At 71.6% G+C, this 21662-nt stretch carries 26 protein-coding genes and 2 pseudogenes; 14 read left to right on the top strand and 14 right to left on the bottom strand.

Annotated features, from left to right (window positions below; translation table 11 throughout):
- Positions 1-173: 173 nt before the first annotated feature.
- The gene (locus B072_RS0106235) at positions 174-1235 is read left to right on the top strand and encodes an SDR family NAD(P)-dependent oxidoreductase (RefSeq protein WP_018529079.1); all 1062 of its coding nucleotides are present in this window, start codon (positions 174-176) and stop codon (positions 1233-1235) included.
- Between the two features lie 143 nt (positions 1236-1378).
- Entirely contained in the window at positions 1379-2419 is a 1041-nt protein-coding gene (locus B072_RS0106230; protein WP_018529078.1) for an SMP-30/gluconolactonase/LRE family protein, read from the top strand.
- A 3-nt stretch (positions 2420-2422) separates the two neighbouring features.
- Here the strand turns inward: B072_RS0106230 and B072_RS0106225 are convergent, their stop codons facing one another.
- A complete protein-coding gene (locus tag B072_RS0106225; protein WP_018529077.1) occupies positions 2423-3094 on the bottom strand; it encodes a TetR/AcrR family transcriptional regulator in 672 nt (223 codons plus the stop codon).
- A gap of 103 nt (positions 3095-3197) precedes the next feature.
- Between B072_RS0106225 and B072_RS48040 the strand changes: the two genes are divergently transcribed.
- Positions 3198-3380, top strand: a complete 183-nt coding sequence (locus tag B072_RS48040; RefSeq protein ID WP_158689157.1) for a hypothetical protein — start codon at positions 3198-3200, stop codon at positions 3378-3380.
- Positions 3377-4528, top strand: a complete 1152-nt coding sequence (locus B072_RS0106220) for a D-arabinono-1,4-lactone oxidase (RefSeq protein ID WP_018529076.1) — start codon at positions 3377-3379, stop codon at positions 4526-4528. The genes B072_RS48040 and B072_RS0106220 overlap by 4 nt, the downstream gene beginning before the upstream one ends.
- A 1-nt stretch (position 4529) precedes the next feature.
- Here the strand turns inward: B072_RS0106220 and B072_RS0106215 are convergent, their stop codons facing one another.
- From B072_RS0106215 to B072_RS0106200, 4 genes are all read right to left on the bottom strand, one after another.
- Complete coding sequence (locus tag B072_RS0106215; protein ID WP_018529075.1) at positions 4530-5300, bottom strand: DUF4239 domain-containing protein; 771 nt, start codon at positions 5298-5300, stop codon at positions 4530-4532.
- Between the two features lie 54 nt (positions 5301-5354).
- Positions 5355-5663, bottom strand: a complete 309-nt coding sequence (locus B072_RS0106210; RefSeq protein ID WP_018529074.1) for an SHOCT domain-containing protein — start codon at positions 5661-5663, stop codon at positions 5355-5357.
- A 44-nt stretch (positions 5664-5707) separates the two neighbouring features.
- Positions 5708-6142, bottom strand: a complete 435-nt coding sequence (locus tag B072_RS0106205) for a DUF6325 family protein (protein WP_026245507.1) — start codon at positions 6140-6142, stop codon at positions 5708-5710.
- A 99-nt stretch (positions 6143-6241) separates the two neighbouring features.
- Positions 6242-6640, bottom strand: coding sequence for an SHOCT domain-containing protein (locus tag B072_RS0106200; RefSeq protein WP_018529072.1), 399 nt, complete (start codon positions 6638-6640; stop codon positions 6242-6244).
- 115 nt (positions 6641-6755) lie between these two features.
- Here B072_RS0106200 and B072_RS0106195 point away from each other — a divergent pair, with 115 nt between their 5' ends.
- From B072_RS0106195 to B072_RS48990, 3 genes and pseudogenes are all read left to right on the top strand, one after another.
- Complete coding sequence (locus B072_RS0106195; RefSeq protein WP_026245506.1) at positions 6756-7253, top strand: pyridoxamine 5'-phosphate oxidase family protein; 498 nt, start codon at positions 6756-6758, stop codon at positions 7251-7253.
- A gap of 5 nt (positions 7254-7258) precedes the next feature.
- Positions 7259-8065, top strand: a pseudogene (locus tag B072_RS42560) (serine hydrolase domain-containing protein); the annotation flags it as partial.
- A gap of 16 nt (positions 8066-8081) precedes the next feature.
- Positions 8082-8336, top strand: a complete 255-nt coding sequence (locus tag B072_RS48990; protein ID WP_018529070.1) for a hypothetical protein — start codon at positions 8082-8084, stop codon at positions 8334-8336.
- A 4-nt stretch (positions 8337-8340) separates the two neighbouring features.
- Here the strand turns inward: B072_RS48990 and B072_RS0106180 are convergent, their stop codons facing one another.
- Genes B072_RS0106180 through B072_RS0106170 form a run of 3 tightly spaced genes read right to left on the bottom strand, consistent with a single transcriptional unit; the run spans position 8341 to position 9658 of the window.
- Complete coding sequence (locus B072_RS0106180; RefSeq protein ID WP_018529069.1) at positions 8341-8715, bottom strand: hypothetical protein; 375 nt, start codon at positions 8713-8715, stop codon at positions 8341-8343.
- The gene (locus B072_RS0106175) at positions 8712-8966 is read right to left on the bottom strand and encodes a plasmid mobilization protein (RefSeq protein WP_018529068.1); all 255 of its coding nucleotides are present in this window, start codon (positions 8964-8966) and stop codon (positions 8712-8714) included. The genes B072_RS0106180 and B072_RS0106175 overlap by 4 nt, the downstream gene beginning before the upstream one ends.
- A 44-nt stretch (positions 8967-9010) precedes the next feature.
- Positions 9011-9658, bottom strand: coding sequence for a TetR/AcrR family transcriptional regulator (locus tag B072_RS0106170; protein ID WP_018529067.1), 648 nt, complete (start codon positions 9656-9658; stop codon positions 9011-9013).
- 154 nt (positions 9659-9812) lie between these two features.
- Here B072_RS0106170 and B072_RS0106165 point away from each other — a divergent pair, with 154 nt between their 5' ends.
- Complete coding sequence (locus B072_RS0106165; protein ID WP_018529066.1) at positions 9813-11282, top strand: MFS transporter; 1470 nt, start codon at positions 9813-9815, stop codon at positions 11280-11282.
- 83 nt (positions 11283-11365) lie between these two features.
- Positions 11366-11806, top strand: coding sequence for a PPOX class F420-dependent oxidoreductase (locus tag B072_RS0106160; RefSeq protein WP_018529065.1), 441 nt, complete (start codon positions 11366-11368; stop codon positions 11804-11806).
- 82 nt (positions 11807-11888) lie between these two features.
- On the opposite strand, the gene B072_RS0106155 is transcribed toward B072_RS0106160, so the two are convergent.
- Both B072_RS0106155 and B072_RS42555 read right to left on the bottom strand, forming a co-directional pair.
- On the bottom strand, positions 11889-12425 hold the full coding sequence (locus B072_RS0106155) for a hypothetical protein (RefSeq protein ID WP_018529064.1): 537 nt from the start codon (positions 12423-12425) through the stop codon (positions 11889-11891).
- A 156-nt stretch (positions 12426-12581) separates the two neighbouring features.
- A pseudogene (locus B072_RS42555) lies at positions 12582-13305 on the bottom strand (siderophore-interacting protein).
- A gap of 81 nt (positions 13306-13386) precedes the next feature.
- Here B072_RS42555 and B072_RS0106145 point away from each other — a divergent pair.
- Both B072_RS0106145 and B072_RS0106140 read left to right on the top strand, forming a co-directional pair.
- Positions 13387-15468 carry a penicillin acylase family protein gene (locus B072_RS0106145; protein ID WP_018529062.1) on the top strand — a complete coding sequence of 694 codons (2082 nt, stop codon included), beginning with the start codon at positions 13387-13389 and terminating at the stop codon, positions 15466-15468.
- Positions 15461-16075, top strand: coding sequence for a GNAT family N-acetyltransferase (locus tag B072_RS0106140; protein WP_026245505.1), 615 nt, complete (start codon positions 15461-15463; stop codon positions 16073-16075). Before B072_RS0106145 ends, B072_RS0106140 begins: the two co-directional genes overlap by 8 nt.
- Before the next feature lie 40 nt (positions 16076-16115).
- Here the strand turns inward: B072_RS0106140 and B072_RS0106135 are convergent, their stop codons facing one another.
- On the bottom strand, positions 16116-16544 hold the full coding sequence (locus B072_RS0106135) for a DUF6892 domain-containing protein (RefSeq protein ID WP_026245504.1): 429 nt from the start codon (positions 16542-16544) through the stop codon (positions 16116-16118).
- 42 nt (positions 16545-16586) lie between these two features.
- Positions 16587-17471 (bottom strand): LysR substrate-binding domain-containing protein, encoded by an 885-nt coding sequence (locus B072_RS42550; protein WP_018529059.1) that lies wholly within the window; start codon positions 17469-17471, stop codon positions 16587-16589.
- 160 nt (positions 17472-17631) lie between these two features.
- Between B072_RS42550 and B072_RS0106125 the strand changes: the two genes are divergently transcribed.
- A complete protein-coding gene (locus B072_RS0106125) occupies positions 17632-17994 on the top strand; it encodes a DoxX family protein (RefSeq protein WP_018529058.1) in 363 nt (120 codons plus the stop codon).
- 27 nt (positions 17995-18021) lie between these two features.
- Here B072_RS0106125 and B072_RS0106120 read toward each other — a convergent pair whose 3' ends face one another.
- A complete protein-coding gene (locus B072_RS0106120) occupies positions 18022-18516 on the bottom strand; it encodes a hypothetical protein (RefSeq protein ID WP_018529057.1) in 495 nt (164 codons plus the stop codon).
- 127 nt (positions 18517-18643) lie between these two features.
- On the bottom strand, positions 18644-19621 hold the full coding sequence (gene bla, locus B072_RS0106115; RefSeq protein WP_234018799.1) for a class A beta-lactamase: 978 nt from the start codon (positions 19619-19621) through the stop codon (positions 18644-18646).
- A gap of 169 nt (positions 19622-19790) precedes the next feature.
- On the opposite strand from bla, the gene B072_RS0106110 reads away from it, so the two are divergent.
- Both B072_RS0106110 and B072_RS0106105 read left to right on the top strand, forming a co-directional pair.
- Positions 19791-20726, top strand: a complete 936-nt coding sequence (locus B072_RS0106110; RefSeq protein ID WP_018529055.1) for a LysR family transcriptional regulator — start codon at positions 19791-19793, stop codon at positions 20724-20726.
- Positions 20723-21652 carry a serine hydrolase gene (locus B072_RS0106105; protein WP_018529054.1) on the top strand — a complete coding sequence of 310 codons (930 nt, stop codon included), beginning with the start codon at positions 20723-20725 and terminating at the stop codon, positions 21650-21652. The genes B072_RS0106110 and B072_RS0106105 overlap by 4 nt, the downstream gene beginning before the upstream one ends.
- The last annotated feature ends 10 nt before the right edge of the window (positions 21653-21662 follow it).

The following is a 21662-nucleotide window of genomic DNA, read 5'->3' as shown; positions in this document are numbered from 1 at the left end:
TCCTCTCGTGGGGGGAGGTTCGGGTGTCTCCGCGTGGGTGGGGCAGCGCCCTCGCGCAGCCTGCCGCGCGGTCACGGGTACCGTAACCCAAGAACCGGACAACCTTGTCCGGTTGGGGTGCGGCCTCGCGTTCGGCGGCCCGCCCGAGCCCCCCACGATGTGAAAGGCCCGCGATGTCGAACCTCACCCCCGCTTCCCCGCTGCGCGACTGGCTGGCGGACCCCGCCGCCGGACAGGTGCTGCGCGGCATGCTGGCCCAGGGCGGCCAGAGCGAGCAGGCTCTCGCCCCCGCTCTCGGCCTGCCGTTGGAGCAGCTCGTGAAGATGTCCGGCGGGAAGTTCCCGCCGGAACTCGTCGACGCCCTGGTCACCGCGGCCGAGACCGGCCGGGTCCCGGAGGGCCTGCCCACCGCTCCCCCGCCCGCCGACACCGCGACGGCGGAGCCCGACCTCGGCGTCGAGATCGGCGCCGCCGAGCCGTGGTCCGAGCAGATCACGCCCGGCCGCTTCGACGGGCAGACCGTCGTCGTGACCGGCGCCGCCTCCGGCATCGGCAGGGCGGTCGCCTCCCGGATCGTGCGCGAGGGCGGCCGTGTGATCGCCGTGGACGTCTCGGGCGACGGACTCGCCGCCCTGGCAGCCGACTTGGGTGCGGCCGTCGTGCCCGTCACCGCGGACATCACCGCGCCCGCCTCCGCCGACGCCGTACTCGCCGCCGCGGGCGGCCGGGTGGACGCGCTGGCGAACGTCGCGGGCGTCATGGACGACGACGCCGCCGTGCACGAGGTCGACGACAAGATCTGGGATCGCGTCATGCGGATCAACGTCGACGGCCCCATGCGGTTGATGCGCGCCGTCGTGCCCGGAATGCTCGCCGCGGGCGGCGGACGGATCGTCAACATCGTCTCCGAGGCGGCTCTGCGCGGCTCGGCGGCCGGCGCCGCCTACACGACTTCCAAGCACGCTCTGGTGGGCCTGACGAAGTCGTCGGCGTACCAGTACGCGGGCACGGGCGTGCAGGTCAACGCCGTCGCCCCGGGCGCGGTGGCCACCGGCATCCAGGTGCCCGCCGCCGCGCCGTTCGGATCGTCCCGCACCGCGAGGATGCGTGTGGCGATACCGGGCCTGGCCATGGCCGAGGAGCTCGCCGCCTCGATCGCCTTCCTGCTCAGCAAGGACGCGGTGAACCTCAACGGCGTGATCCTGCCCTCCGACGGCGGCTGGTCCGTCGCCTGACGGCCGTTCGGATCCGGCCGCTCCGCCGTCCACCCCGGCCGAGAGGCCGGTTCGTCGGCCCGGCGCCCTCGGCGCCGGGCGCACACCTCCTGCACGTCACCACGTCCGGGCCGCCCGGACGACAGGAAGGAGCACAGCACCGCATGACCACTCACCGCACCCACCACACCCCCCGAACCCTGGCCGGCTTGGCCGCCGCCGGGCTCCTGGCACTGACCGGTTGCGGCACCCAGGCAGGCACCACCGCGGCCGGGCATCCCGCACCGTCCGGCGAGGGCAGCAGCATCCGGGCCGTCAAGGCCGCGCACCTGACGAACCCTCACGAGGCCACCGGAAGGACCCTGTTGGAGGGTCCGCTCCTGGTAGGAAACCGCGACCTGTACGTCGTGGATGTCACCGCTCCCCCGGGCGAGCCCAAGCTCATCTCCCTCGACGTGAAGAGCGGCAAGCACCGCAGCGTCTACACCGACAGGACGGGCGCCTACACCTCCGCGCAGATCAGCCCGTACGACGGCCGCGTGTACCTGACCGACTTCGCGACCGGCGCCGTCGTCAGCGTGGAACCGGACGGCACCGAGCCCCGGACGTTCTTCTCCGGCACCGTCGACGGCTCCAGGATGACACCGGACGACGCCGCTTTCGACGATGCGGGCAACCTGTACGTGAGCGACGCGCACGGCACCGAACCGGACGAGACCGACGGCCGGATCGTGCGCATCGACCGCGACGGCACCAAGGCCACCGTCCTGGCCGACGGGCTCGCCCAGCCGAACGGCATCATGTTCGACCCCGAGCGGCGCGGCCTGTGGACCAGCGAGCTCACCAAGGACACCGTGTCCTATCTGCTGCTCGACGCCGAGAAGACCAAGGTGACCAACCAGCACGAGGCCATCCACGTCAACGGCGGCCTGGCCCAGACCGACTCCATCGCCGTGGACGCCGACGGCAACCTCTACCAGGGACTGCACGGCCGCCCCGCCATGGCCGTCTACAACAAGTACGGGGCACGACTCGCCACGGTCGAGATCCCCGCCAAGGACGCCGACGGCCTGGAATCGGCCACCAATGTCGCGATCACCCCCGGCGGCACGACGGCGTACATGACCGTCAGCGGCCCCGACGGCGGCTACATCTACCAGTTCACCGCGCTTGCCGAGGGCATCCGCCAGTCCAACGGCGGCTGACGCTCACCCCTCGACGGCCGTCTCGAACGGCCGCAACGGCCCCACTTCGACATCGAGCAGGCGCCAGGCCTCCAGGGCGAGGCGCTCCCGCTCCGCCGGAGTGGGGCCGGCGACGGCTCCGGACACCATCGCGATCGCGAGCATGAGTTCGTCGGCGGACAGGCGATGGCCGGCCCGTAGACGCCGGTCGAGGACGGTACGGACGCGCCCCGACAGAGCCCGGGCCTGCTCGTCGTCGCCGCGCACGCGCAACAGGTCGACGAACGCCGTCGACCTGGTCAGATGCCAGGTGACCACGCCCAGCACGCTCTCCAGGCGCACACCGGGTTCGGCGGCGGCGAGCTCGATCTGCCGGACGTTCTCGTCCAGCACCGCGAAGACCAGCGCGGTCCGGTCGGCGAAGTGCCGGTAGAGACTGCCCTGGCCCACCCCGGCGCGGCGTGCGACAGCCGACAGCGGGGCGTTCAGCCCCTGTTCCGCGAAGACTTCGCGGGCGGCGGCGATCAGGGCGGCCCGGTTTCGGGCCGCGACCCGGCGGCCCTGATTGGCCGGCGGACGGGTTCCCTCGGCCCGGCCGTCGGAGTCGGCGGCAGAGGTGGTCGCGCGGCTCCCCTGAGCTGCGGCCGAGCCGCGGGCGTCGTCCGGCCGCGGGTCGTGGGGCTCGGTGGGGGTCATCACCTCGGAAGGGTAGTACGCCGGTGCGGCCTCCCGGCCCGGCAGCGAGCCGGACCCACGATCTCAAGTCGCCGCAGGTCACCATCGCTCGTAGCGTGGCGGGGTGAATCCAGGAACCGGTGGCGCCGATCCGGATGCGGCCGAGGCCATCGTTGTCGTGCATGACTCCTGGCAACCGTGTGTCCCCCTGTCCGAGGGCCTGCGCCCCATGTACGCGTGGATCGCCCGCCAGGTCGCCGAGCGGGGCCCGGCGAGTCCCGCCGACGCCGTGGCCCGCCCGGCATGACCCGCACCTGGAGCAACTGGGGCCGGACCGCCGGATGCGTTCCCGCCCGCCACGTCGTGGCGCGCGACGCGGAGCACGTGGCCGCGCTCGTGCGCACGGCCCGGGAGCGCGGATGGCCGGTGCGGGCCGCCGGCGCCGGGCACTCCTTCGCCCCGGTGACGGGCACGTCGGGTCTGCTGATCGACACCAGTGCCCTGCGCGGCGTGACCGCCGACCGGAGCGACGGGCAGGTCACCGTCGGCGCGGGCACGTCCCTGGGTAACCTCGGTGCGGCCCTGCACGGCACGGGCCGCACCGTCACGGGCCTGGCGACCACACCCGCGCCGACGGTGGGCGGCGCCGTAGCCACCGGCACCCACGGCGGCGGCCGACACCCGTCTCTGTCCGCACAGGTGACGGGCGCCCGTCTGGTCACCGCCGACGGGGAGATCGTCGACGTGGACGCGGACGATCCCCGGCTCGCCGCCGTGCGCCTGTCCCTGGGCACTCTGGGCGTCGTCACCCACCTCACTCTGGCCTGTGTCCAGGACCACCTCCTGCGCCGCGACGAGCGCTACCTGCCGCTCGCGGACCTGCGTGCCGATCCGCTGGGCTGGGCCGCCTGCGGCGAGCACGTGTCGGCGTTCTGGTTCCCCTGGCAGGACCTGCACCGCTCCCGGGGCGGCCGGTGCGCCGCCACGGCGCCTGCGCACCGAAGCGTCCTGCTGCCCACGCCGCCGCGCCCGTTTGCCGCGTTGGAGTATGCCGTCCCTCTGGAACGCCTTCCGCACGCCCTCACCGCACTGCGCACCGCCCTGGCCGCCACCGGCTCCGCCGCCCCGCTGCCACTGGAGATCCGGCCGGGCCCCGCCGAGGCGACCTGGCTCAGCCCCGCGCACGGCCGCGCCACGGCATGGATCAACCTCGCCGCGCCGCCCGCGCCCGGACGCCAGAGGTGGCTGCGTGCGGCCGAACGTGCGCTGCTCGCGGCGGACGGACGCCCGCACTGGGCCAAGCTGCACAGCCTCGACGCGGACGCGCTGCGGGCCCGGCATCCGCGCTGGGACGACTTCCAGCGGGTCCGTGCGGCCCTGGACCCGGAAGGCGTGTTCCTCACGCCGTACCTGCGCCGGCTGTTCCTCACGACGCGTGCGGCGCCGTCCGTCTGACTCAGGAACCGGCGAAGTGCCGGCCGTCGATCTGGTCCATGCGCACGAGCGCCTCACGGAAGCTGTCCGGGGAGATGCGCATGCCGTGCGCGTAGGGATGGTCGAGCTGCAGCACGATGAAGATGCCGGACGCGAACAGGGCCGCGACCACTCCCAGCCCCACCGCGGCCCGCGGCCCGGACGGCCAGCCCATCAGCAGGAAGAAGACGGGCACCACGACGGCTGTGGTGATCAGGAAGCCGAGCAGGAGTGGGGGCACGCTCTCCGTGGCGGCCGCCACCCGCAGCCGCCGCTGGGTGTACAGGTCCCCCACCGCACGGTGCAGATCGGCGCGCACCTCGGCCGACGCGCCCCTGCTGTCCAGGGCCAGGTCCCGCAGCCCGTCGAGGCGGCTCCAGGCGGCGGGGGCGGCCGGATCGCGGGCCAGGGTCGGCCACTCCACGTCGATCACGGTGCGCGCATAGCCGCGCACCTGGCGCTGGAGACGACCGCGTTCGTCCGAAGTGAAGTGGTCCGCCGCGAGATAGGCGTCCCTCAAGGCCCCCGCCTCGGCCTCCGCCTCCGCCCGCGCGTCACCCAGGCTCGAACTGGCGCTGACGATCAGGAAGGCGATGGTCAGCACGTACAGCGAGGCGACGGTGCCGCAGGCCGCCGCCATCACGGGCATGCCGTCGGTGCCGGCGCGTGGGCCCACGTACCGGTGCCACAGAAGGGTCAGCCCCGCGCCGCACACGAACGCCGCGAGGGCGACCAGGGCCCACAGCAGATACATGCCGCTCCGTCCCCGCGTGTACGGGCACGCGGCACGTGGTGTCGGGGTGACGGCTCAGGAGGCGAGGATCCGAGCCTTCTCCCGGGCGAACTCTTCTTCGGTGAGCAGCCCTTGAGCGCGCAGATCCGCCAGGGCGGTGAGCTGGCCGACCCGGTCCTGACCGCCCGCGGCGGGCGCGGGGGCCGGGGCGGCGGGCGCGAGGGTCTGGTACGGCGGCGCCTCGTACGCCTGCGCCTGCCGCTGTGCGTCCCGGTCGGCGAGACGGCGGTTCACGCGGCCCGAGACCGCGCTGGCCGTGCCGGAGATCACCGCGGTGCGGGCCATGGTGCCCAGCAGGCCGGGCCGTCCGAATCGTTGAGGCATGAGCGTCGTCCCCTCGTGGTGATGAGTCTGCGGTGGTTGCGGGCTCAGCCCGCGTCGAGTGCGCTGACGGCCGCCTCGACGGTGTCCCTGGGGACGCGTTCCAGCATCAGGACCTCGCCGTTGGAGGCGCGGACGGCGGCGCCGAGACGGGCCGCCCAGCAGTTCTCCCACACCACGACCGCGGCCGAGGAGTCGGCCGCCAGTCCGTCGGCGATGCTCCGCAGGTCCTCGTCGCTGAGCAGGTCGAACTGGGCGTCGGTCATCTGGCCGAACGCCTTGGCGACCTCAGGGTCGGTGAGCTCGACCACCTCCGCGGCCCCGTCCGGGTCCTTTCGTACGAAAGTGATGTCCAGGACGCGCACCGTGCCGTTCTCCTGGATCTCCTTCAGTGCCGGGACGATCTCGCCGTTGAAGTGGCTGCCTTCGAAGCCGATCACGGCTACGTCCACCGGACCGATGGCGTCAAGTCCATGCGTCACGAGCGTCACCCTTCAGGGTTTGGTTGGCCGAACGGGCGCACGCCACGCGTGCGGGTGTGCTGCGGTGCTCGGCTCGCGCGACAGAGCACCGCCGTGCGGTCAGGAGAGGAGTTTGGTCTTGGCGCGCTCGAACTCCTGGTCCGTCAGGGCGCCCGAGGCGTGCAGCTCGGCGAGACGGGCCAGCTCGTCCGTTCCGGAGGCCGTGCCGGCAGCGGGCGCGGCCGCCTTGCGGACGTAGTCCTGGAAGGCTTCCTGCGCTCGGCGGGTCTGTTCGGCGTCGCGCTCCCCCATGCCCTTGCCGCGGACGATGACGTAGACGAAGACGCCGAGGAAGGGCAGGACGATGCAGAAGATCATCCATCCTGCCTTGGCCCAGCCGCTCAGCTCACGATCGCGGAAGACGTCCGTGATGATGCGGAAGAGCAGGAAGAACCACATGACCCACAAGAAGAGGAACAGGGTTGTCAGGAAGATGCCGAGGAGCGGGTAGTCGTCCACCGTCTGCCTCCAGTGAGGATCGGGATTCTTTCTGCGAGCTTCCCTCCTGGGCCCGCAAACGGCATGCGGAGTTGAGCCATCCGGACCTGCCCCGTGCGGGCTCGGACCGGATGCCGTGTTGGGGCCGTTCTCGTCTCCGGGCGTGCGAGCGACACCCTGGGCGTCGACGTTGGCGGTCATCGGTGGGGCGGAGGTGTTCTGGCTCTCCCCGGTCCGTCCTGACGGGCGACCGCACGTGACACCGCTGTTGGCGGCGTGGAGTCTGGGTGGCATGTGCTTCACCACGGGCGGTCAGGAGCGCAAGGCGCGCGACCTTGAGCACGATCCCCGCTGTGTGCTGACGATCGGCACCAATACGTTGCCCGGTGTGGACGTCGTCATCGAGGGGGTCGTATCCGTGGTGGACGACCGCTCCCGGCGTGAACGGGCTGTCGCGGACTTCGAGCGGAAGTACGGCACGCACCTGACCGGCCCCGTGGGTCCCTGGTACCGGTTGGGCGAGGCCGTCATCGTCGGCGACGTCAGGCTGTATCGGGTCGCGCCGATGGTCGGATTCGCTTTCGGCGGGCTTCCGGCATCCAGTCAGACCCGCTACACGTGGCCGAGCCGGTGACATTGATGCCTTCATTGCAGCAGAAGGTGCGGAGCGTCCTCGACGAACTCGTCGACAGCGAAGCAGAGACCGGCTTGCAGGTCGCCGTTTTCCATGACGGCGCGCTGGTGGTCGACGCCGTCGCCGGTGTCGCCGACAGTCGGAGCGGGCGCAGGGTGACTCCGCAGATCCCGTTCTTCAGCTTTTCCGCGGGCAAGGTCATGACGTCGTTGATCGCTCACCTGCTCGTCAGGACGGGCGCTGTCGGATACGACACGCAAGTGGCTGACCCGTGGCCGGAGTTCGGCACCCGCGGCAAGGAGACGGCGACACCTCGGCACGTGCTGACGCATTCGGCCGGCGTCCCGGCGATGCCTCGTGGCATCGGTCCGGCCGACCTGACCGACCGGTCGCGGGTCTGCACCGCGATGGCCGACGCCGAACCTCGATGGCGCCCAGGGACCGCGACGGGGCACCACTCGTTCACCTTCGGCTTCCTCGTCGGCGAGATCGCGCGCCGGACCACGGGCACATCGATGTGGCAGCTCCTGCACGAGTGGGTCGCCGTGCCCATGGACATCGACGGTGACCTGTACTTCGGTGTGCCCCGCAGCGGCCCGGCACGACTCGAAGACGCGTCACCGCGCCCGGTGGCCCCACCTGACGGCGATGCCGTTCTCGCGCCCTGGGAGATGCAGCCGATCGCGGCCATGGGCAACAACCACGAGGTCCTGCAAGCGGACATCCCGTCGGTCGGCACCTTCTCCGCGCGGGCGATCGCTGCCATGAAAGCCGCGGTACGCGACGGTCGGTTCGTCGACTCCCACCAGCTCGAGGAGTTGACGGCGGTTGCCTTCGAAGGCACCGACCAAGTACTCGGTAACCACACGGCTGGCCGTGGGATATCCGCTCGGCCGCATCGGTACTCGGCCGCACGAGACGCCCACGACATTCGGCTGGGTCGGTGGTGGCGGCAGCCACGTCTACGCCGACATCCCCACCGGCACCTCCTTCGCCATGTCCAAGAACCGCCTCACCCCGCACTTCGACACCGCACGACGACTCGCGGACCTGACCGCGACCGAGATCGGCCCTCGGACTTGAGTCCTCAGGTCCGCATCCAGCCGCGGATCTCCGCGGCGGCGCCGCGCACGTCGAGGGCGTCGCGGTCGATGCGTTCGGCGAGGTCGGCGGCCGTCTTGGCGCCGACGGTGACGAACAGGCCCGACGCGCTCAGATAGGCAGCGGCGACGACCGCGGCGAACAGCTTGTTGCGCGCCTCCAGGGCGGGCACCCGCACCAGTTGGTGCATGAGGGCTGCCGCGCGGTGGTGCGGTTCGGGGTAGACGTAGACGTCCATCACCTTGTCGGTGTGCCGGGCGACGGCGGCCTGGAGGCTGCCGAAGTCGGTCACTTCCGGGTCGTTCGGCAGGGTGCGGTGCGCCAGGTCGAGGAGCCACGCCCGGTCGATGTGGATGATCACGCGGCGCGGTCGTCCTTGCGGGCAGGGACGGCGCCGTGACCATCGTTGCCGAAGCGGTCGTCGAAGTGGCCGGCCCATTCACCCGCGAAGTGGTCGGCGGCGACGAGGAAACGGTGACGCAGGTCGTTGGCCTCGTCGGCAAGCAGCTGACGGGCGTACTCGTTGACTTCCATGCCGGCGGCGGCCGCGCGTTCCTCGATCCCCACGTAGACCGCTTCGTCGACCCGGACATTGATCTGCCTCTTCGCCATGCCCCCATAGTAGCGCCGCGTACAAGCCGCTACAGGAAGTCGGCTCAAGCTCCCGCTTGCAGACGGAGACCCGCCAGAGTCAGGTCCAGTGCGGAGCGGAACTGGTCGACGTCGTCGTGGCCGTCGAACTCGTCGACGATCTCGCGTACGAACGGGAAGTCCTCGGGGTCGAGCTCCCGCCAGGCCTTGGCGAAACGGCCGAGGAACTCCTCACGGCCCACGGCGCCGTCGAGGATCTCCTGGGGCGGCTCCTGTCCCAGGTCGACGGCGGAGCCGACGACGACCCCCACGATCGCGGACACCGCGTGAAATCGCTGGCGCGCGCTGAGATTCAGGCGAAGGGTCTGCTGGCCGAGCCTCTCGTACAGATGCAAGGCGTTGCCCTGGACGTCGGTGTTGCGCATGAAGTAGGCGCCCAGCCAGGGCCGTTCCACGATCGCGTCGAACAGCGTCAGGGCGATCGCCCGCAGATCGTCGATCGGGTCGTCGTTGCGCGGGAGCTTGTCGACGTCGGCCAAGACCGCGCCCATCACGTGGTCGGTGGCGCGGTCGAGCAGTTCCTCCTTGCTGGCGACGTACCAGTAGATGCTGGCGACGCCGCCGCCGAGACGCTGCGCGAGCGCCCGGAACGTCAGCGCCGGCGCCCCGGCCTCGTCCAGCAGGGCCACCGCCTCGGCGAGTACGGACTCCATCGAGTGCGAAGCGCGTCGGCGTCCCCTCGCGGGGCGGTTCTGCGGGCCTGCCATGGCTTCATCCCATCAGTTTTACATCGAACCGAACGTTGTTCTATCGTATCGCATCGTACGTTGTTCGATACCCGAACGGCGTTCGATCGGAAGGACTGCCATGCCCACCGCCACGCTTGAAACTCCGTCCCGCACGTACCCGTCCCTACGTGCGGCGTGGATCCCTCTGGCCGCCCTCTGTCTGGCCTTCTTCGTCGAGATGGTCGACAACACGCTGCTGTCGATCGCGCTGCCCACGATCGGCCGTGACCTCGGAGGCGGGACGACCGCGCTGCAGTGGGTCACCGGTGCGTACTCGCTGACCTTCGGCGGCCTGCTGCTCACCGCGGGGTCGATGGCCGACCGGCTGGGCCGCCGCCGTGTGCTGCTGATAGGACTCGCCGTGTTCGGCGCGCTGAGTCTCTGCGTCGTCTTCGTCACCACGACAGGCCAGCTCATCGGGCTGCGGGCCGCGCTAGGCGTAGCCGCCGCGGCGATGGCGCCGATCACGAACTCACTGGTCTTCCGCCTGTTCGACGACAAGGCCCTGCGGATGCGCGCGATGACGGTGATGATCGTCGTCGGCATGTCCGGCTTCGTCCTCGGGCCACTGCTCGGCGGCACCGCGCTGGCCCATGTGCGCTGGGAGTGGCTGCTGGTCGTCAACGCCCCGATCGCCCTGATCGCTTGCATAGGCGTCCGACTCGGCGTTCCGGCCGACCGGCCGGAGGACCTGACCAAGGACGCGCTCGACCTCCCGGGCGCCGTCCTGAGCGTCGCCGCCATCGGGCTCGCCTGCTACTCGCTGACCAGCGGCGTCGAGCACGGCTGGCTCTCCGCGATCACCCTCACGTCGGTCGTGGGCGCGATCGCGGCCGCCATCGCGTTCGTCCGGCACGAGCGCCGCAGCGCGGCCCCCATGCTGGATCTGGGTCTCTTCTCCAACGGCACCGTCCGCGGCGCCGCCCTCGCGCAGATCGGGACGTCGATCGCGATGGCCAGCGTGATGTTCGGGCTGATCCTCCACTTCCAGTACGCCTACGGGTGGAGCCCGGTGCGGGCCGGCCTGGCCAATCTGCCGATCATCGTGACGATGCTCGCCGCGACTCCCCTGTCCGAGTGGCTGGCGCGCCGGTTCGGGCACCGCATCGCCTGCCTGGTCGGTGCGGCCTGCCTGGCCGGGTCCCTGGCGGGTCTCTCCTGGGGCGTCGAGCACGGGTATGCCGTCATCGCGGTCTGCATGGTGCTCATGACCGTGGGGCTGCGCACCGTCATGACGATCTGCGCGGTCGCGCTCGTGGACGCGATGCCGAGCAACCGCACCTCGATCGGTGCCGCCCTCAACGACACGGCCCAGGAGGTCGGTTCCAGCGTCGGTACCGCCGTGGTCGGCACCTTGATCGCCGCGCTGGTCACCACTCAGCTCCCCGCCGGTACCTGGAGCAGCGACCTCGTCGCGTCGTTCTTCCACGGCGAACGGATCACTTACGCCCTTCTCGCCGTCGTCGTCGGACTGATCGCGGCCGGCGGTGCGCTGAGCCTCACCGACTCCCACACCGTCGAGGAACCTGCCGCCGACGAAGTCGCGTGACAGCGGGACGCGCCGAGCGTCTTCGGCGCGTCCCGCTCCGGGACGCGGGGAATCCTCGATGCCGTCGAGGCGTTGGGCTGGACATGGCTGACCTTCAGGCGCACGACGACGTACTGCTCAAGCTCGCTGCCGACATCAAGGAAGGCGTCCTGGTCACTCTGAAACGCGACGGCCGCCCGCAGTTGTCCAACGTGTGGCACGTCTACGATCCGGCCGCCAGGACCATCCGCGTCTCCGTCACCGAAGACCGCGCCAAGACGAAGAACCTCCGCCGCGATCCCCGGGCCAGCTACCACGTGACCAGCCCGGACCGCTGGGCCTGGACCGTCGCCGAGGGCAGCGCCGAGCTGACCCCTGTCGCCGCTGATCCGTACGACGAGACCGTCGAGGGCCTGGTCACCCTCTACCGCGACCGCAACGGCGAGCACGACGACTGGGACGACTTCCGTCACGCCATGGTCCGCGACAAGCGGGTCCTCGTCACCCTTCACGTGGAGCGCGTCTACGGGCAGCCCGCGGGCTGAACCGCCCGTGGGCGGCGCGCCACGACGGGGCAACATCGGCGGCTGGTGCGAGAACGCCGACTTGTTCCGCACCGTAGGCCCCTCAGGCCGGCACAGCGGCCCCGTCCGAGGTCGAGGTCGAGGTCGAGGTCAACGCTTCGAGCCGTCGGATCCTCCGCCGCACCACGTACAGGGGAATCACCCCCAGCACGCCGAAGGACATGTCGAGCACCGACCACCAGACGGGAATCCCCCTGATCGGCCCGCAGATCAGGGCCAGCGGGATGATCCCGGCGCAGGCGATCATGCCGAACTCGATCACCCAGATGTTGCGCACCGGGTCGCGGTACGGCCCGTAGAACGCCACCGCGATGACCAGGTGGGCGAAGGCCAGCCAGTCGGTGCCGTAGAGCAGGAACGGGTAGTCCGCGTCGGCCTCGTCGAGTCCGGCGCGGACGCGTGCTGTCCACTCCGTCAGCGCGGGGAAGTGATCGCCCACGGACAGCCAGTTCAACAGGCTCTCCGTCCAGCGCAGTTCATGGACGAGCGGGAAGGCGGTCGCCCCGCTGAGGACCAGACACACGACGAAGAGAACCAACCACACACGGATGCCCTTGAGCAGGGCGGCTCTGTCGTTCATGGCAGGAGCGTACGCCTTTGTTGAACATGTTCAAAACCTAGGAGACGGACGCCGTCGCCGACCGACACGACTGCCGTGTCGCCTCCCCACCAAGGGAACTGATCACCCCTCAGCCGATGACCACGGGCAACGGAGCCTCAAGACCGAGGCACACGCTCAGGTCGCGCGCCAGTAGCCCAGCGCGTGCACCCGCGGCCTGGGAAGACCCAGTTCCTTGCGCGCCATCGAGGCCGGCGCGCGGGTCGTCGCGGTGTCGCAGGCGATCCACAGGTACGGGTCGGGGGTGTCGCGCAACAGCTCGGGCAAGGCGGCCCTCACCTGCTCGGCCAGATATCGGCCGGCATCGCGCCGCGGGACGGCGTGGACCTCGTGACGTTCAGGGTCTCTGCGCAAGGGCAGGCCTTCGAGGTCGCCCTCGAACCAGATGGTCGCAGGCGTGGTGTCCAGCGCGTCCAGCAGGGAGTTGAGCGCCGGCAGCGAGGCCGGGTCGGCGACGGCGAAGAGCCGGGTGGGTGCGGGCTCGGGCCCCTTGAATCCTGCCCCCTGGACCGTCGCCTCGACGGTGTCGCCGGGCCGCGCGCTGCGCGCCCAGTCACTCGCGCGCCCCTCGCGCAGGGCGAACTCCATGCCGAAGGTGCCGGTCGTCGGGTCCGGGTCGACCAGGGTGTAGGCCCGCTGGTGGGGCCGGCCCGCATTCGGGAACCAGAGCCGCACCCACATCGCGGGATGCACTCCGGTCTCGGCGAGCATGCCGCCGTCGGTCAGCCGGAGCCGCCGGAAGTGCGGGGTGACGGTCCTCGACCTCCGCCACCGTGAATGCGAAGTCCTTGGCGCGCATCAATTTGAGAACCGCACCCTCCCAACCCCGCCCCTGCACCATCAGCCCTTCACCTTTCACGTACGATCTCGCCACGACAGATACTTAGGTGAGCCTAACCTAATGGAAAGTAGGGACGCGGGAGTGAGCGCCGAGATATACCGCGACGCCTGGGGGATCCCCCATCTACGCGCCGACGACGTGGGCGAACTCGCTCGCGCCCAGGGTCGGGTGACCGCCCGCGACCGCGCCTGGCAGCTGGAGGTCGAGCGGCACCGGGCCCAGGGCACCTCCGCGTCCTTCCTCGGCTCCGAGGCCCTGTCCTGGGACCGGCTCGCCCGTCGCGCCCGCCTGGCGGACACCGCTCGCCGCTGTTTCGCCGCCCTGGAGGAGACCGATCCGCAGAGCGCCGCGTGGGTGCGCGCCTACGTCGACGGCGTGAACGAGGGACTGGCCGAACAGGGCGCACAGGCCGTCGAGTTCACCCGTGCCGCCCTCGCTCCCGGCCGCTGGGAGCCTTGGACACCGCTCGGCGTCTGGCTCGCCACCCATATCCTCTTCGCCGGCTTCCCGGCCAAGCTCTGGCGCGGCCACATCGCTTCCCACCTCGGCCCCGACGCCGTCGGCCTGTTCGCCGCCGACGGACCGGGCACCACGGGCAGCAATGGCTGGCTGGTCAGCGGCGAGCGGACCACCACCGGCCACGCGGTGATCGCCGGCGATCCGCATCGCTGGATCGAGGATCCCGGCGTCTACCAGCAGATCCATCTGTCCTGCCCGGAGTTCGACGTCGTGGGCCTCGCCGTGCCCGGAGTGCCCGGCATCGCCCACTTCGGCCACACCGGCACCGTCGCCTGGGCCATCACCAACGCCATGGCCGACTACCAGGACCTGTACGAGGAACGGTTGCGCCGCACCGGCACCGGCGTCGAGGCGCTCGGCCCGGACGGCGCCTGGCACCGGGCCACCCGGCACACCGAACTGATCGACGTCTTGGGTGCGGGCACCGTCGAGGTCGAGGTCATCGAGACCGACCGGGGCCCCGTCGTGGCCGGCGGGCCCGAGGGCCCGCAGGACGGCACCCCGGCCGCGCTCAGCCTGCGCCACCCGCCGCGCGTCACCGGCGACCTCGGATTCGGCGCCCTGCTGCCGCTCCTGCGGGCCCGCCGGGTGCGCGACGTGGACCGGGCTCTGGACGCATGGGCCGAGCCGGTCAACGTCGTGCAGGCCGCTGACACCGAGGGCGGGCTGCTGCACCGGGTGGCGGGCCGGGTGCCGGTGCGGGCGGCGGCCAACGGGCAGCGTCCGGTGCCGGCCTGGGAGCAGGAGTACGCGTGGCGGGGCTGGCACACACCGGCCCGCGCCGGGCTGACCGACGGCGTCGCCGTGATGGCCAACCAACGCGGACCGGCCGCTCCACTGGGTGTCGAGTTCGCCCCGCCGCACCGCGCCGACCGCATCGCCGAGCTGCTCGCCGAGAAGGACCTCTGGTCGGCGGCGGACATGCCGTCGATCCACATGGACACCCACCTGGGCTCCGCCGGGCCCCTCCTGGACCTGGCGGCCTCCCTGACCGATCTGGTCCCCTCGGCCGCCGCCCTGCGCGACCGCCTCCTCGCCTGGAACCGCCGCATGGACGCGGACAGCGCGGAAGCCGCCGCCTACTCCGCTGTGCGCGGCGCGGTCGTTCGGCGCCTGGCCGCGCACCCGGCCTTCGCCGCGGCGGCCGTACCTCCTGCCTACCCCGAGGTGTTCCAGCCGTGGCTCTCTCTTGCGGTCCGGATCGGTTACGCCCTCGAACACCTGCTGCGCGCCGGCGACTTGTACGGCATCGACCGGGCCGCGCTGGTCCGTGCGGCACTCGAGGAGACCGCCGTCTCCGGAGCATCGGCCACCTGGGGCGACACCCACCGCCTCGCCCCTTGGCGGGCGCTGCCCGACCCGGACTCCCCCGACGCCGCGGAACCCGGCCTGGCCGGCGACCACGACTGCGTGCTGTGCACCTCCGCCGTTCCCGGACTCACCGACCGTGCGGCGCGCGGCCCGGCCGCCCGCTACGTCTGGGACCTGGCCGACCGGCAGCGCAGCGGCTGGGTGGTGCCGCACGGCGCCGGCGGCGCCGCCGACTCGCCCCACCGCCGCGACCAGCAGACGCTGTGGCTCGCCGGCTCGCTCGTCCCCGTCCTCACCGATTTCACTCTGCTGACCAAGGAGTCCGATGTCTGATCCGTATGCCTCCCGCACCGCCGTGTACGAGCACCTCCTCGACGGCTTCGGCACCGTGCGCGTCCTCGCCCTCGACGCCGCCCGCGACGCGGAGGTGGTCCACGGCTGGGTGAGCGAGGAGCGCGCCGTCTTCTGGGGCATGACCGGTCTGACGCGCGACCAGGTCGCCGACGTGTACGCCCACATGGACGCCCTGGACACGCACCACGCCTACCTGGCACTCAAGGACGGTGCCCCCGTCGCCCTGCTCCAGACCTACGAGCCCGAGGCCGACCGGGTGAGCGAGTGCTACTCCGTCGAACCGGGCGACATCGGCGTCCACTTGCTGCTCGCGCCGGCAGGCCCGGAGGGCACCCGCAGCGGCTGGACGGCGGCCCTGACGCAGACCCTCATCCGGTACATCCTCCTCAGGCCCGACCGCGCCCGCATCGTCGTCGATCCCGACGTGCGCAATGAGAAGGCCGTCCAGCGCTTCCTGCGCCAAGGCTTCACGGCCGGCCCCGAGGTGGTCCTGCCCGAGGTCGACCTGCCGGAGGTGTACCTGCCGGAGAAGAAGGCTCAACTCGCTTTCCTGCGGCGGGAAACGGTGCGTGACCAGCTGGGCTGACGAGCCGTGGAGAACCATCATGCCGGTTCTCCGTACGCCTTCAGTCGGCGACGACACCGCGGGCCGTGAGTGCGGCCCGCAACTCGGGGCCGAGGAACTCGGAGCCGATGACGCGCCGGAGATTCGGCAGCAGGGCGAGGTCGTCAAGGGTGGCGATGTCGAACAGGTCGTCCTCCCCGTCCCAGACGGGCGCGCACTCCTGATAGACCTCGAGCCCGCCGTCCATCACCAGTTCCTCGACCGAGGCCAGGAGTTCGTCGCCCATCTCCAGCGTCTCGAAGTACGCGCGGGCCTCGGGCACCACCTTGTACGCGAGGTCGTGCGCGTACGCGTACTCCCACGGGTCGTCACCGAGTTCCCGTTCCTTCAGTACGTCGGCGAGGCGGAACGGGGGCGCCAGTGTTCCGTCGGTGTACATGAGCCGCTCGACGACGACGAGCTTGAAGTTGAGGTCGGTGAAGGAAGCCATGGTGGAAACGTAGGACACGGCACTGACAAGGGGCTCGGCGGCTCAGTCGACCGTGCGGGTGTGCCGGTGCGGCCCGCGTACGCGATAGGCGGCGACGGCGGTCTCGGCGAACGAGCGGACCAGGGGATTCGGGTCACCGGCGTTCCAGGCCACCACCGCACGGCTCGGCTCCATGTCGATGAGCGGCACGACCGCGAGCCCTTCCCCCGCCTCGTGGGTCAGCAGCGTCATGCCGACCGTGCCGTTCCACAGAACTGCTTGCCGGCACTCCTGGACCGCGCGCACGACGGGCCCTTCGCGCGGCTCGCCCCCGTTCCAGTACGACTGCCAGACGGGGTCGGTGCCCTCCGGGAAGACGAACCAGCGACGGTCGGCCAGGTCCGCCAGGCGCACCGCGTCGCGGTCGGCCAGCCGGTCGTCGGCGCGCAGCAGCGCTCCGACCCGGTCGGCACGCAACTCGCGCACCTCCAGGCCGGTCTGGTCGAACGGCGCGCGGGTCAGGGCGATGTCGACCAGCCCGGCGTGCAGTCCGCAGGTGGGGTCGGCGAGCCCGGTCTCGCGGATGCGCACTTCGACGTGCGGGTGCCGCAGCCGGTAGTCCGCGGCCAGTCGGCGGACGTCGGGATCGGCGCTGTCGCCGAGGAGGCCGACGGTGAGGGACGCGGTGCCGGCCGCCGCGGCGACGCGTACGCGCATCCGCTCGGCCTGGCCGAGCAGGTCGCGCGCCTCTTGGAGCAGCACGGTCCCCACCGCGGTGAGCGAGACGCCGGCGGGCGACCGGTCGAACAGCTCGGCGCCGACCTCGGTCTCCAGCCGTCTGATCGCCCGGCTCAGAGGCGGCTGGCTCATGTGCAGTCGGGCGGCGGCCCGGCCGAAGTGCAGCTCCTCGGCGACCGCGACGAAATAGCGCAGGGTCCGCAGCTCCATGCTGCGACGATACCCGCACGGTATCGGCGTCTCACAATGAGTCTTGGACACGGTGACGTTCTGGCCGTGGAATCGAGGCATGGCCGAAACCCGGAGGCCTCATTGTCCTCACGGCGCCCCGGCCGCCCGAACCGGACCGTTCAACGCAGGGTGGAAATCAGTGAACGTCGCTTACTGGATCGTCGCCGGTCTGCTCGCCCTCTTCTACCTCTACGGGGGCGGAGTGAAGCTGGTCCGCAGCCGTGACCGGCTCCGGCCGATGATGGTCTGGGTGGACAGCATGCCGATGGCGGGCGTCAGGGCCATCGGGCTGGTCGAGGTGCTCGGCGCGTTCGGGCTGGTCCTGCCCCCGCTGAGCGGCATCGCGGCCTGGCTGGCCCTCGTCGCCGCCATCGGCTTCGCCGTCCTGCAGATCGGCGCGACCGCGGTCCACCTGCGTCTCGGGGACCGGCGGATCGGCCTCAACGTCGCGCTCTTCGTCACCGCGGCCGTGACCGTGTGGCTGGCGACCGTCTGGCTGTGACCCATCGGCCCCGTCAGGCGCGACCGGTCACTCAGGCTTGTGCAGGTGCCGCCGGTCGTACTCGCGCCAGTCGTCGGGCGGGTAGGTCGCCTGCGGTGACAGCAGCACGATGTCCACGCTCATCGCCCAGGCCTCGGTCCGGAAGAAGCCACCGAGGTGGGTACGGGCGAGCTCCAGGGCCTCGATCGTGGACGCGCCGAGCGGGCGCCGCATCCTCTCCGCGCCGGAAGGAATGCCGACCGGTGTGCGACGCGCCCGAGCGGTCCACCGCCGGGCCTCGTCCTCCATGCCCAGCTCGATGTATCCGAGGGCCACGGCGATGCCCTGCAGGGCATCCTGCGCGCAGTTGTGCATCTGGTTGATGCCCTGCAGGGTCTGCGCGGGGCTGCCGGCGGAGTGGTCGCCGGAGCGCCGCACGTCGCCGAACTCGTCGCGCAGGAGCTTCTCCTCCTGGCCCAGCAGGTCGCGGACCCGGGCAAGGATCCGCCCGGCCTCGGCCAGATCACGGCGGTCATCAACCATGTCTCCCCCACAGCGACGCGTGCGCACGGTCCGGGTCTCAGCGTACGCGCGAGCACTTCACCACCGGACGGCATCGAGACGAGCACGCTCACACCGGGGACGGCCCCTTGCGCTCGCCTCCGGCCGCTCAGTGGTCGGCGTCGAGTGCGGTGACGGCGGCGCGTGCCGCGTCGGCCAGGAGCTTGTCGTTCGCCTCGGCGTTCTTCTCGCCGTCGCGGTAGGTGAGGATCGCCATCACCAACGGCTTGCGGCCGGGCGGCCAGATGACCGCGATGTCGTCGCGTGCCGCGTAGTAGACGCCGGTACCGGTCTTGTCCCCGACGATCCAGCCCTTCGGCAGCCCGGCCCGGATGGTCGTCGCGCCCGTGGTGTTCGTCCGCAGCCAGGTGGTCAGTTGGCGCCGCTCGGCCGTGGGCAGCGTGTCTCCGAGGACGAGGCCGCGCAGGTTGGACGCCATCTGACGGGGTGTGGACGTGTCGTGCTTCTCCCCCGGGCTCCACTCGCTCAGGCCGGTCTCGTGGCGGTCGGTCCGCGTGGTCTTGTCGTGCAGCTCGCTCTTGAGGAACTCGCCCAGCCGGCCCGGGCCGCCGATGTCCTCGAACAGGACGTTGGCGGCGGTGTTGTCGCTGTACCGGACGGCCGCGTCGCACAGCGCGCGAAGACTCATGCCCGAGTCCACGTGCTTCTCGCTGACGGGAGAGTTGGCGACGAGGTCGGACCGGTCGTAGTGCAGTACGCGGTCCATGCCGTCGATGCCGTTCTTGTGCAGGACCGCCGCGGCCAGTGAGGCTTTGATGGTCGAGTTGTACGAGAAGCGCCGGGTGTCGTTCCAGGTCACCTCGCGGCCACTGCCGGTGTCGACCGCGTAGAGGCCGAGGTGTGCGCCGTACTCGCGCTCCAGGCGGGCGAACGCCTCGTCCTGTCGGCCGGAACGCTCGGCCGGATCGGCCGGTCGGACGGACGCCGTGGCGGACTGCCCGCCGCCGCTCGCGCTGGTGTCCTGTCCGCAGCCCGCGGCGGACAGGAGGGTGAGGACGGCGGTGAGGGTGATGCTCGCGCGGCCCATCCGCGCGGCGCGGCGGTGGTTCGGTCGGTGACGCCTCATCAAGCGGTTCCCTCCGGTGGGCCCCGGCCTCGGGGCGCGGACGGCCGACCCGCGCAGGGGTCCGGCCGGGGCATCAGTGACGCCCTGTCGCACACCCTCGCCGATCACTCGGTTCGGCTACCAATACGTTCACCCCGGATTTCATGCACGATCCGCATAGAGTGGCGGGGTGGATCTGCTCGGAGCATGTCGCGCTTTCGTCAACGTCAGCGATCACAACGGCTTCACCGACGGTGCGGCGGCCGCCGGCGTCTCCCAGCCGGTCGTGAGCCGCCGCGTCGCCGCCCTCGAAGCGCACCTCGGGGCGCGACTGTTCGAGCGGACGGTGCGACGCGCCGTACTCACCCCGTTCGGCCGCGAGATGCTGCCGCACGCCCGCCGGCTCGTCGAGGACGCGGACGGGCTGCTGCACGAGGCCGCCGCCGCGCACCGCAGGCCATGGCGGCTCGCCGTGCCCGAGACCTGCCCGACCAGCGGTCTCGCCCTGCTCATCGCCGAGGCCCGCGGCCTGGGCATTCCGCTGGAGCCGCAGGCGGCGCCCCCGGCCCGCCGCGCCGAACTGCTCCTGGCGGGGCGGGTTCAGGCCGCGCTGCTCGCGGTCCCCGCCTCGGAGGCGGCCTGGCCGATCCCCCTGGGGCTGGCCACCGCCGACGATCCCGGTGACGGGTTCATCCACGTCGAGACCCTGCGGGTGGGCCGCACCGCGCGCGGCCCGGCCCGCCGCCTCTGGCTGCAGCCGGAGGACGACGTCCCGCACCTGCGGGACCCGCTGTCCCGGCTGTGCGACGCGGTCGGGCTCCGGCCCACCCAGCTGGCGACCGCGAAGGACCTCACGACGGCGGCGGCCGAAGTGCACGCCGCGCCCGACCTGCTGCTGTGCTCCGTCGCCCAGGCCCGCTCGCTCGGCCTGCTCTGGCGGCCGTTGGGCGAGTTCACCCCCACCCGCGGGTACGTGCTGCGCACGGCGGCCCATGGCACACCGCCACCGGCGCTCACCAGGCTCGGCGTACAGATCGGTCGATGTCTCGGCGCCACGGGGGCTGACGGCGAGCCGGCGACGGACCCGTCTGTCCTGGACGCGGCGGTCGAGGCAGCGGGCGTATGAGCACCGAGACGCTGCTGCGCACGCTGCGCGACGAATTGGACGACGGCGGGCTGCGCGCCAGCCTGCTGGTACGCGACCTGGCAACGGGCGACGAGGTCGGCCTCGATCCGGACGTACCGTTGCCGTCCGCATCGCTCGTGAAGCTGCCGCTCGCCCTCGCCACGGTGGACCGTATCCGGCGCGGTGAACTGGACGGCGCCCACGCCGTCGAGGTGGCGCCCGGACGGATCACCACCTCCGGCCCGACCGGCCTGAGCCGCTTTCGCCACCCGGCGCGCGTGGCCCTGGACGATCTCCTCTACCTGAGCACGTGCATGAGCGACGGCACGGCGGCCGACGCCCTGTTCGACCTCACGCCGCCGGATCGGGTGACGGAACAACTGCGGCGATGGGGTCTGACGGGCATCACCATCCGGCACCGCACCGAGGAGCTCAGCGAGACGCCGCAGGAGCAACTGGGCCCCGGTCAGGCCCACTTGGCGCACGCCCTGGCCATCGGGGCGAGCACCGCGGGACGCGGACACCGGCTGCCCCAGCTCGACACCAGCCGTGCCAACACCGGCACCGCACGGGCCTGGGCGGACCTGCTCCAGGCGTTGTGGCTGCCCTCGGCCGTACCGACCGCGACGGCCGAGCGGGTACGTGAGTTGATGCGGCACAACCTGCTGCGCCACCGCCTGGCGCCCGACTTCAGCTCGGACGCGACCGTCTGGTCGTCCAAGACCGGCACCCTGCTGAATCTCCGTCATGAAGTGGGGGTCGTGGAGCACACCGACGGCCAGTGCTTCGCCGTCGTCGCGCTCACGGAGTCCCTGGTGCCCGCCAGCAGTCAACCGGGCGCGGAGGCACTGATGGGCCACGCGGCGCGTACCTTGCGCGACCACCTGCGGCGTCGAACTCGCCCGGCTCATCAGCGAGTGAAGTGAGCGGGGCGCC

The organism is Streptomyces sp. HmicA12 (assembly GCF_000373565.1).
Taxonomy (GTDB): domain Bacteria; phylum Actinomycetota; class Actinomycetes; order Streptomycetales; family Streptomycetaceae; genus Streptomyces.
Note: the sequence above shows the minus strand (reverse complement) of the source record. Positions and strands in the feature narration are given on the sequence as shown.

Bases quoted from the DNA above. Each gene is read 5' to 3' on its own strand.
- B072_RS0106235 (WP_018529079.1), top strand. From the start codon at position 174: ATGTCGAACCTCACCCCCGCTTCCCCGCTGCGCGACTGGCTGGCGGAC.
- B072_RS0106230 (WP_018529078.1), top strand. From the start codon at position 1,379: ATGACCACTCACCGCACCCACCACACCCCCCGAACCCTGGCCGGCTTG.
- B072_RS0106225 (WP_018529077.1), bottom strand. From the start codon at position 3,094: ATGACCCCCACCGAGCCCCACGACCCGCGGCCGGACGACGCCCGCGGC.
- B072_RS0106220 (WP_018529076.1), top strand. From the start codon at position 3,377: ATGACCCGCACCTGGAGCAACTGGGGCCGGACCGCCGGATGCGTTCCC.
- B072_RS0106215 (WP_018529075.1), bottom strand. From the start codon at position 5,300: ATGTATCTGCTGTGGGCCCTGGTCGCCCTCGCGGCGTTCGTGTGCGGC.
- B072_RS0106210 (WP_018529074.1), bottom strand. From the start codon at position 5,663: ATGCCTCAACGATTCGGACGGCCCGGCCTGCTGGGCACCATGGCCCGC.
- B072_RS0106175 (WP_018529068.1), bottom strand. From the start codon at position 8,966: ATGGCGAAGAGGCAGATCAATGTCCGGGTCGACGAAGCGGTCTACGTG.
- B072_RS0106170 (WP_018529067.1), bottom strand. From the start codon at position 9,658: ATGGAGTCCGTACTCGCCGAGGCGGTGGCCCTGCTGGACGAGGCCGGG.
- B072_RS0106165 (WP_018529066.1), top strand. From the start codon at position 9,813: ATGCCCACCGCCACGCTTGAAACTCCGTCCCGCACGTACCCGTCCCTA.
- B072_RS0106160 (WP_018529065.1), top strand. From the start codon at position 11,366: ATGGCTGACCTTCAGGCGCACGACGACGTACTGCTCAAGCTCGCTGCC.
- B072_RS0106155 (WP_018529064.1), bottom strand. From the start codon at position 12,425: ATGAACGACAGAGCCGCCCTGCTCAAGGGCATCCGTGTGTGGTTGGTT.
- B072_RS0106140 (WP_026245505.1), top strand. From the start codon at position 15,461: ATGTCTGATCCGTATGCCTCCCGCACCGCCGTGTACGAGCACCTCCTC.
- B072_RS0106135 (WP_026245504.1), bottom strand. From the start codon at position 16,544: ATGGCTTCCTTCACCGACCTCAACTTCAAGCTCGTCGTCGTCGAGCGG.
- B072_RS42550 (WP_018529059.1), bottom strand. From the start codon at position 17,471: ATGGAGCTGCGGACCCTGCGCTATTTCGTCGCGGTCGCCGAGGAGCTG.
- B072_RS0106120 (WP_018529057.1), bottom strand. From the start codon at position 18,516: ATGGTTGATGACCGCCGTGATCTGGCCGAGGCCGGGCGGATCCTTGCC.
- bla (WP_234018799.1), bottom strand. From the start codon at position 19,621: ATGAGGCGTCACCGACCGAACCACCGCCGCGCCGCGCGGATGGGCCGC.
- B072_RS0106105 (WP_018529054.1), top strand. From the start codon at position 20,723: ATGAGCACCGAGACGCTGCTGCGCACGCTGCGCGACGAATTGGACGAC.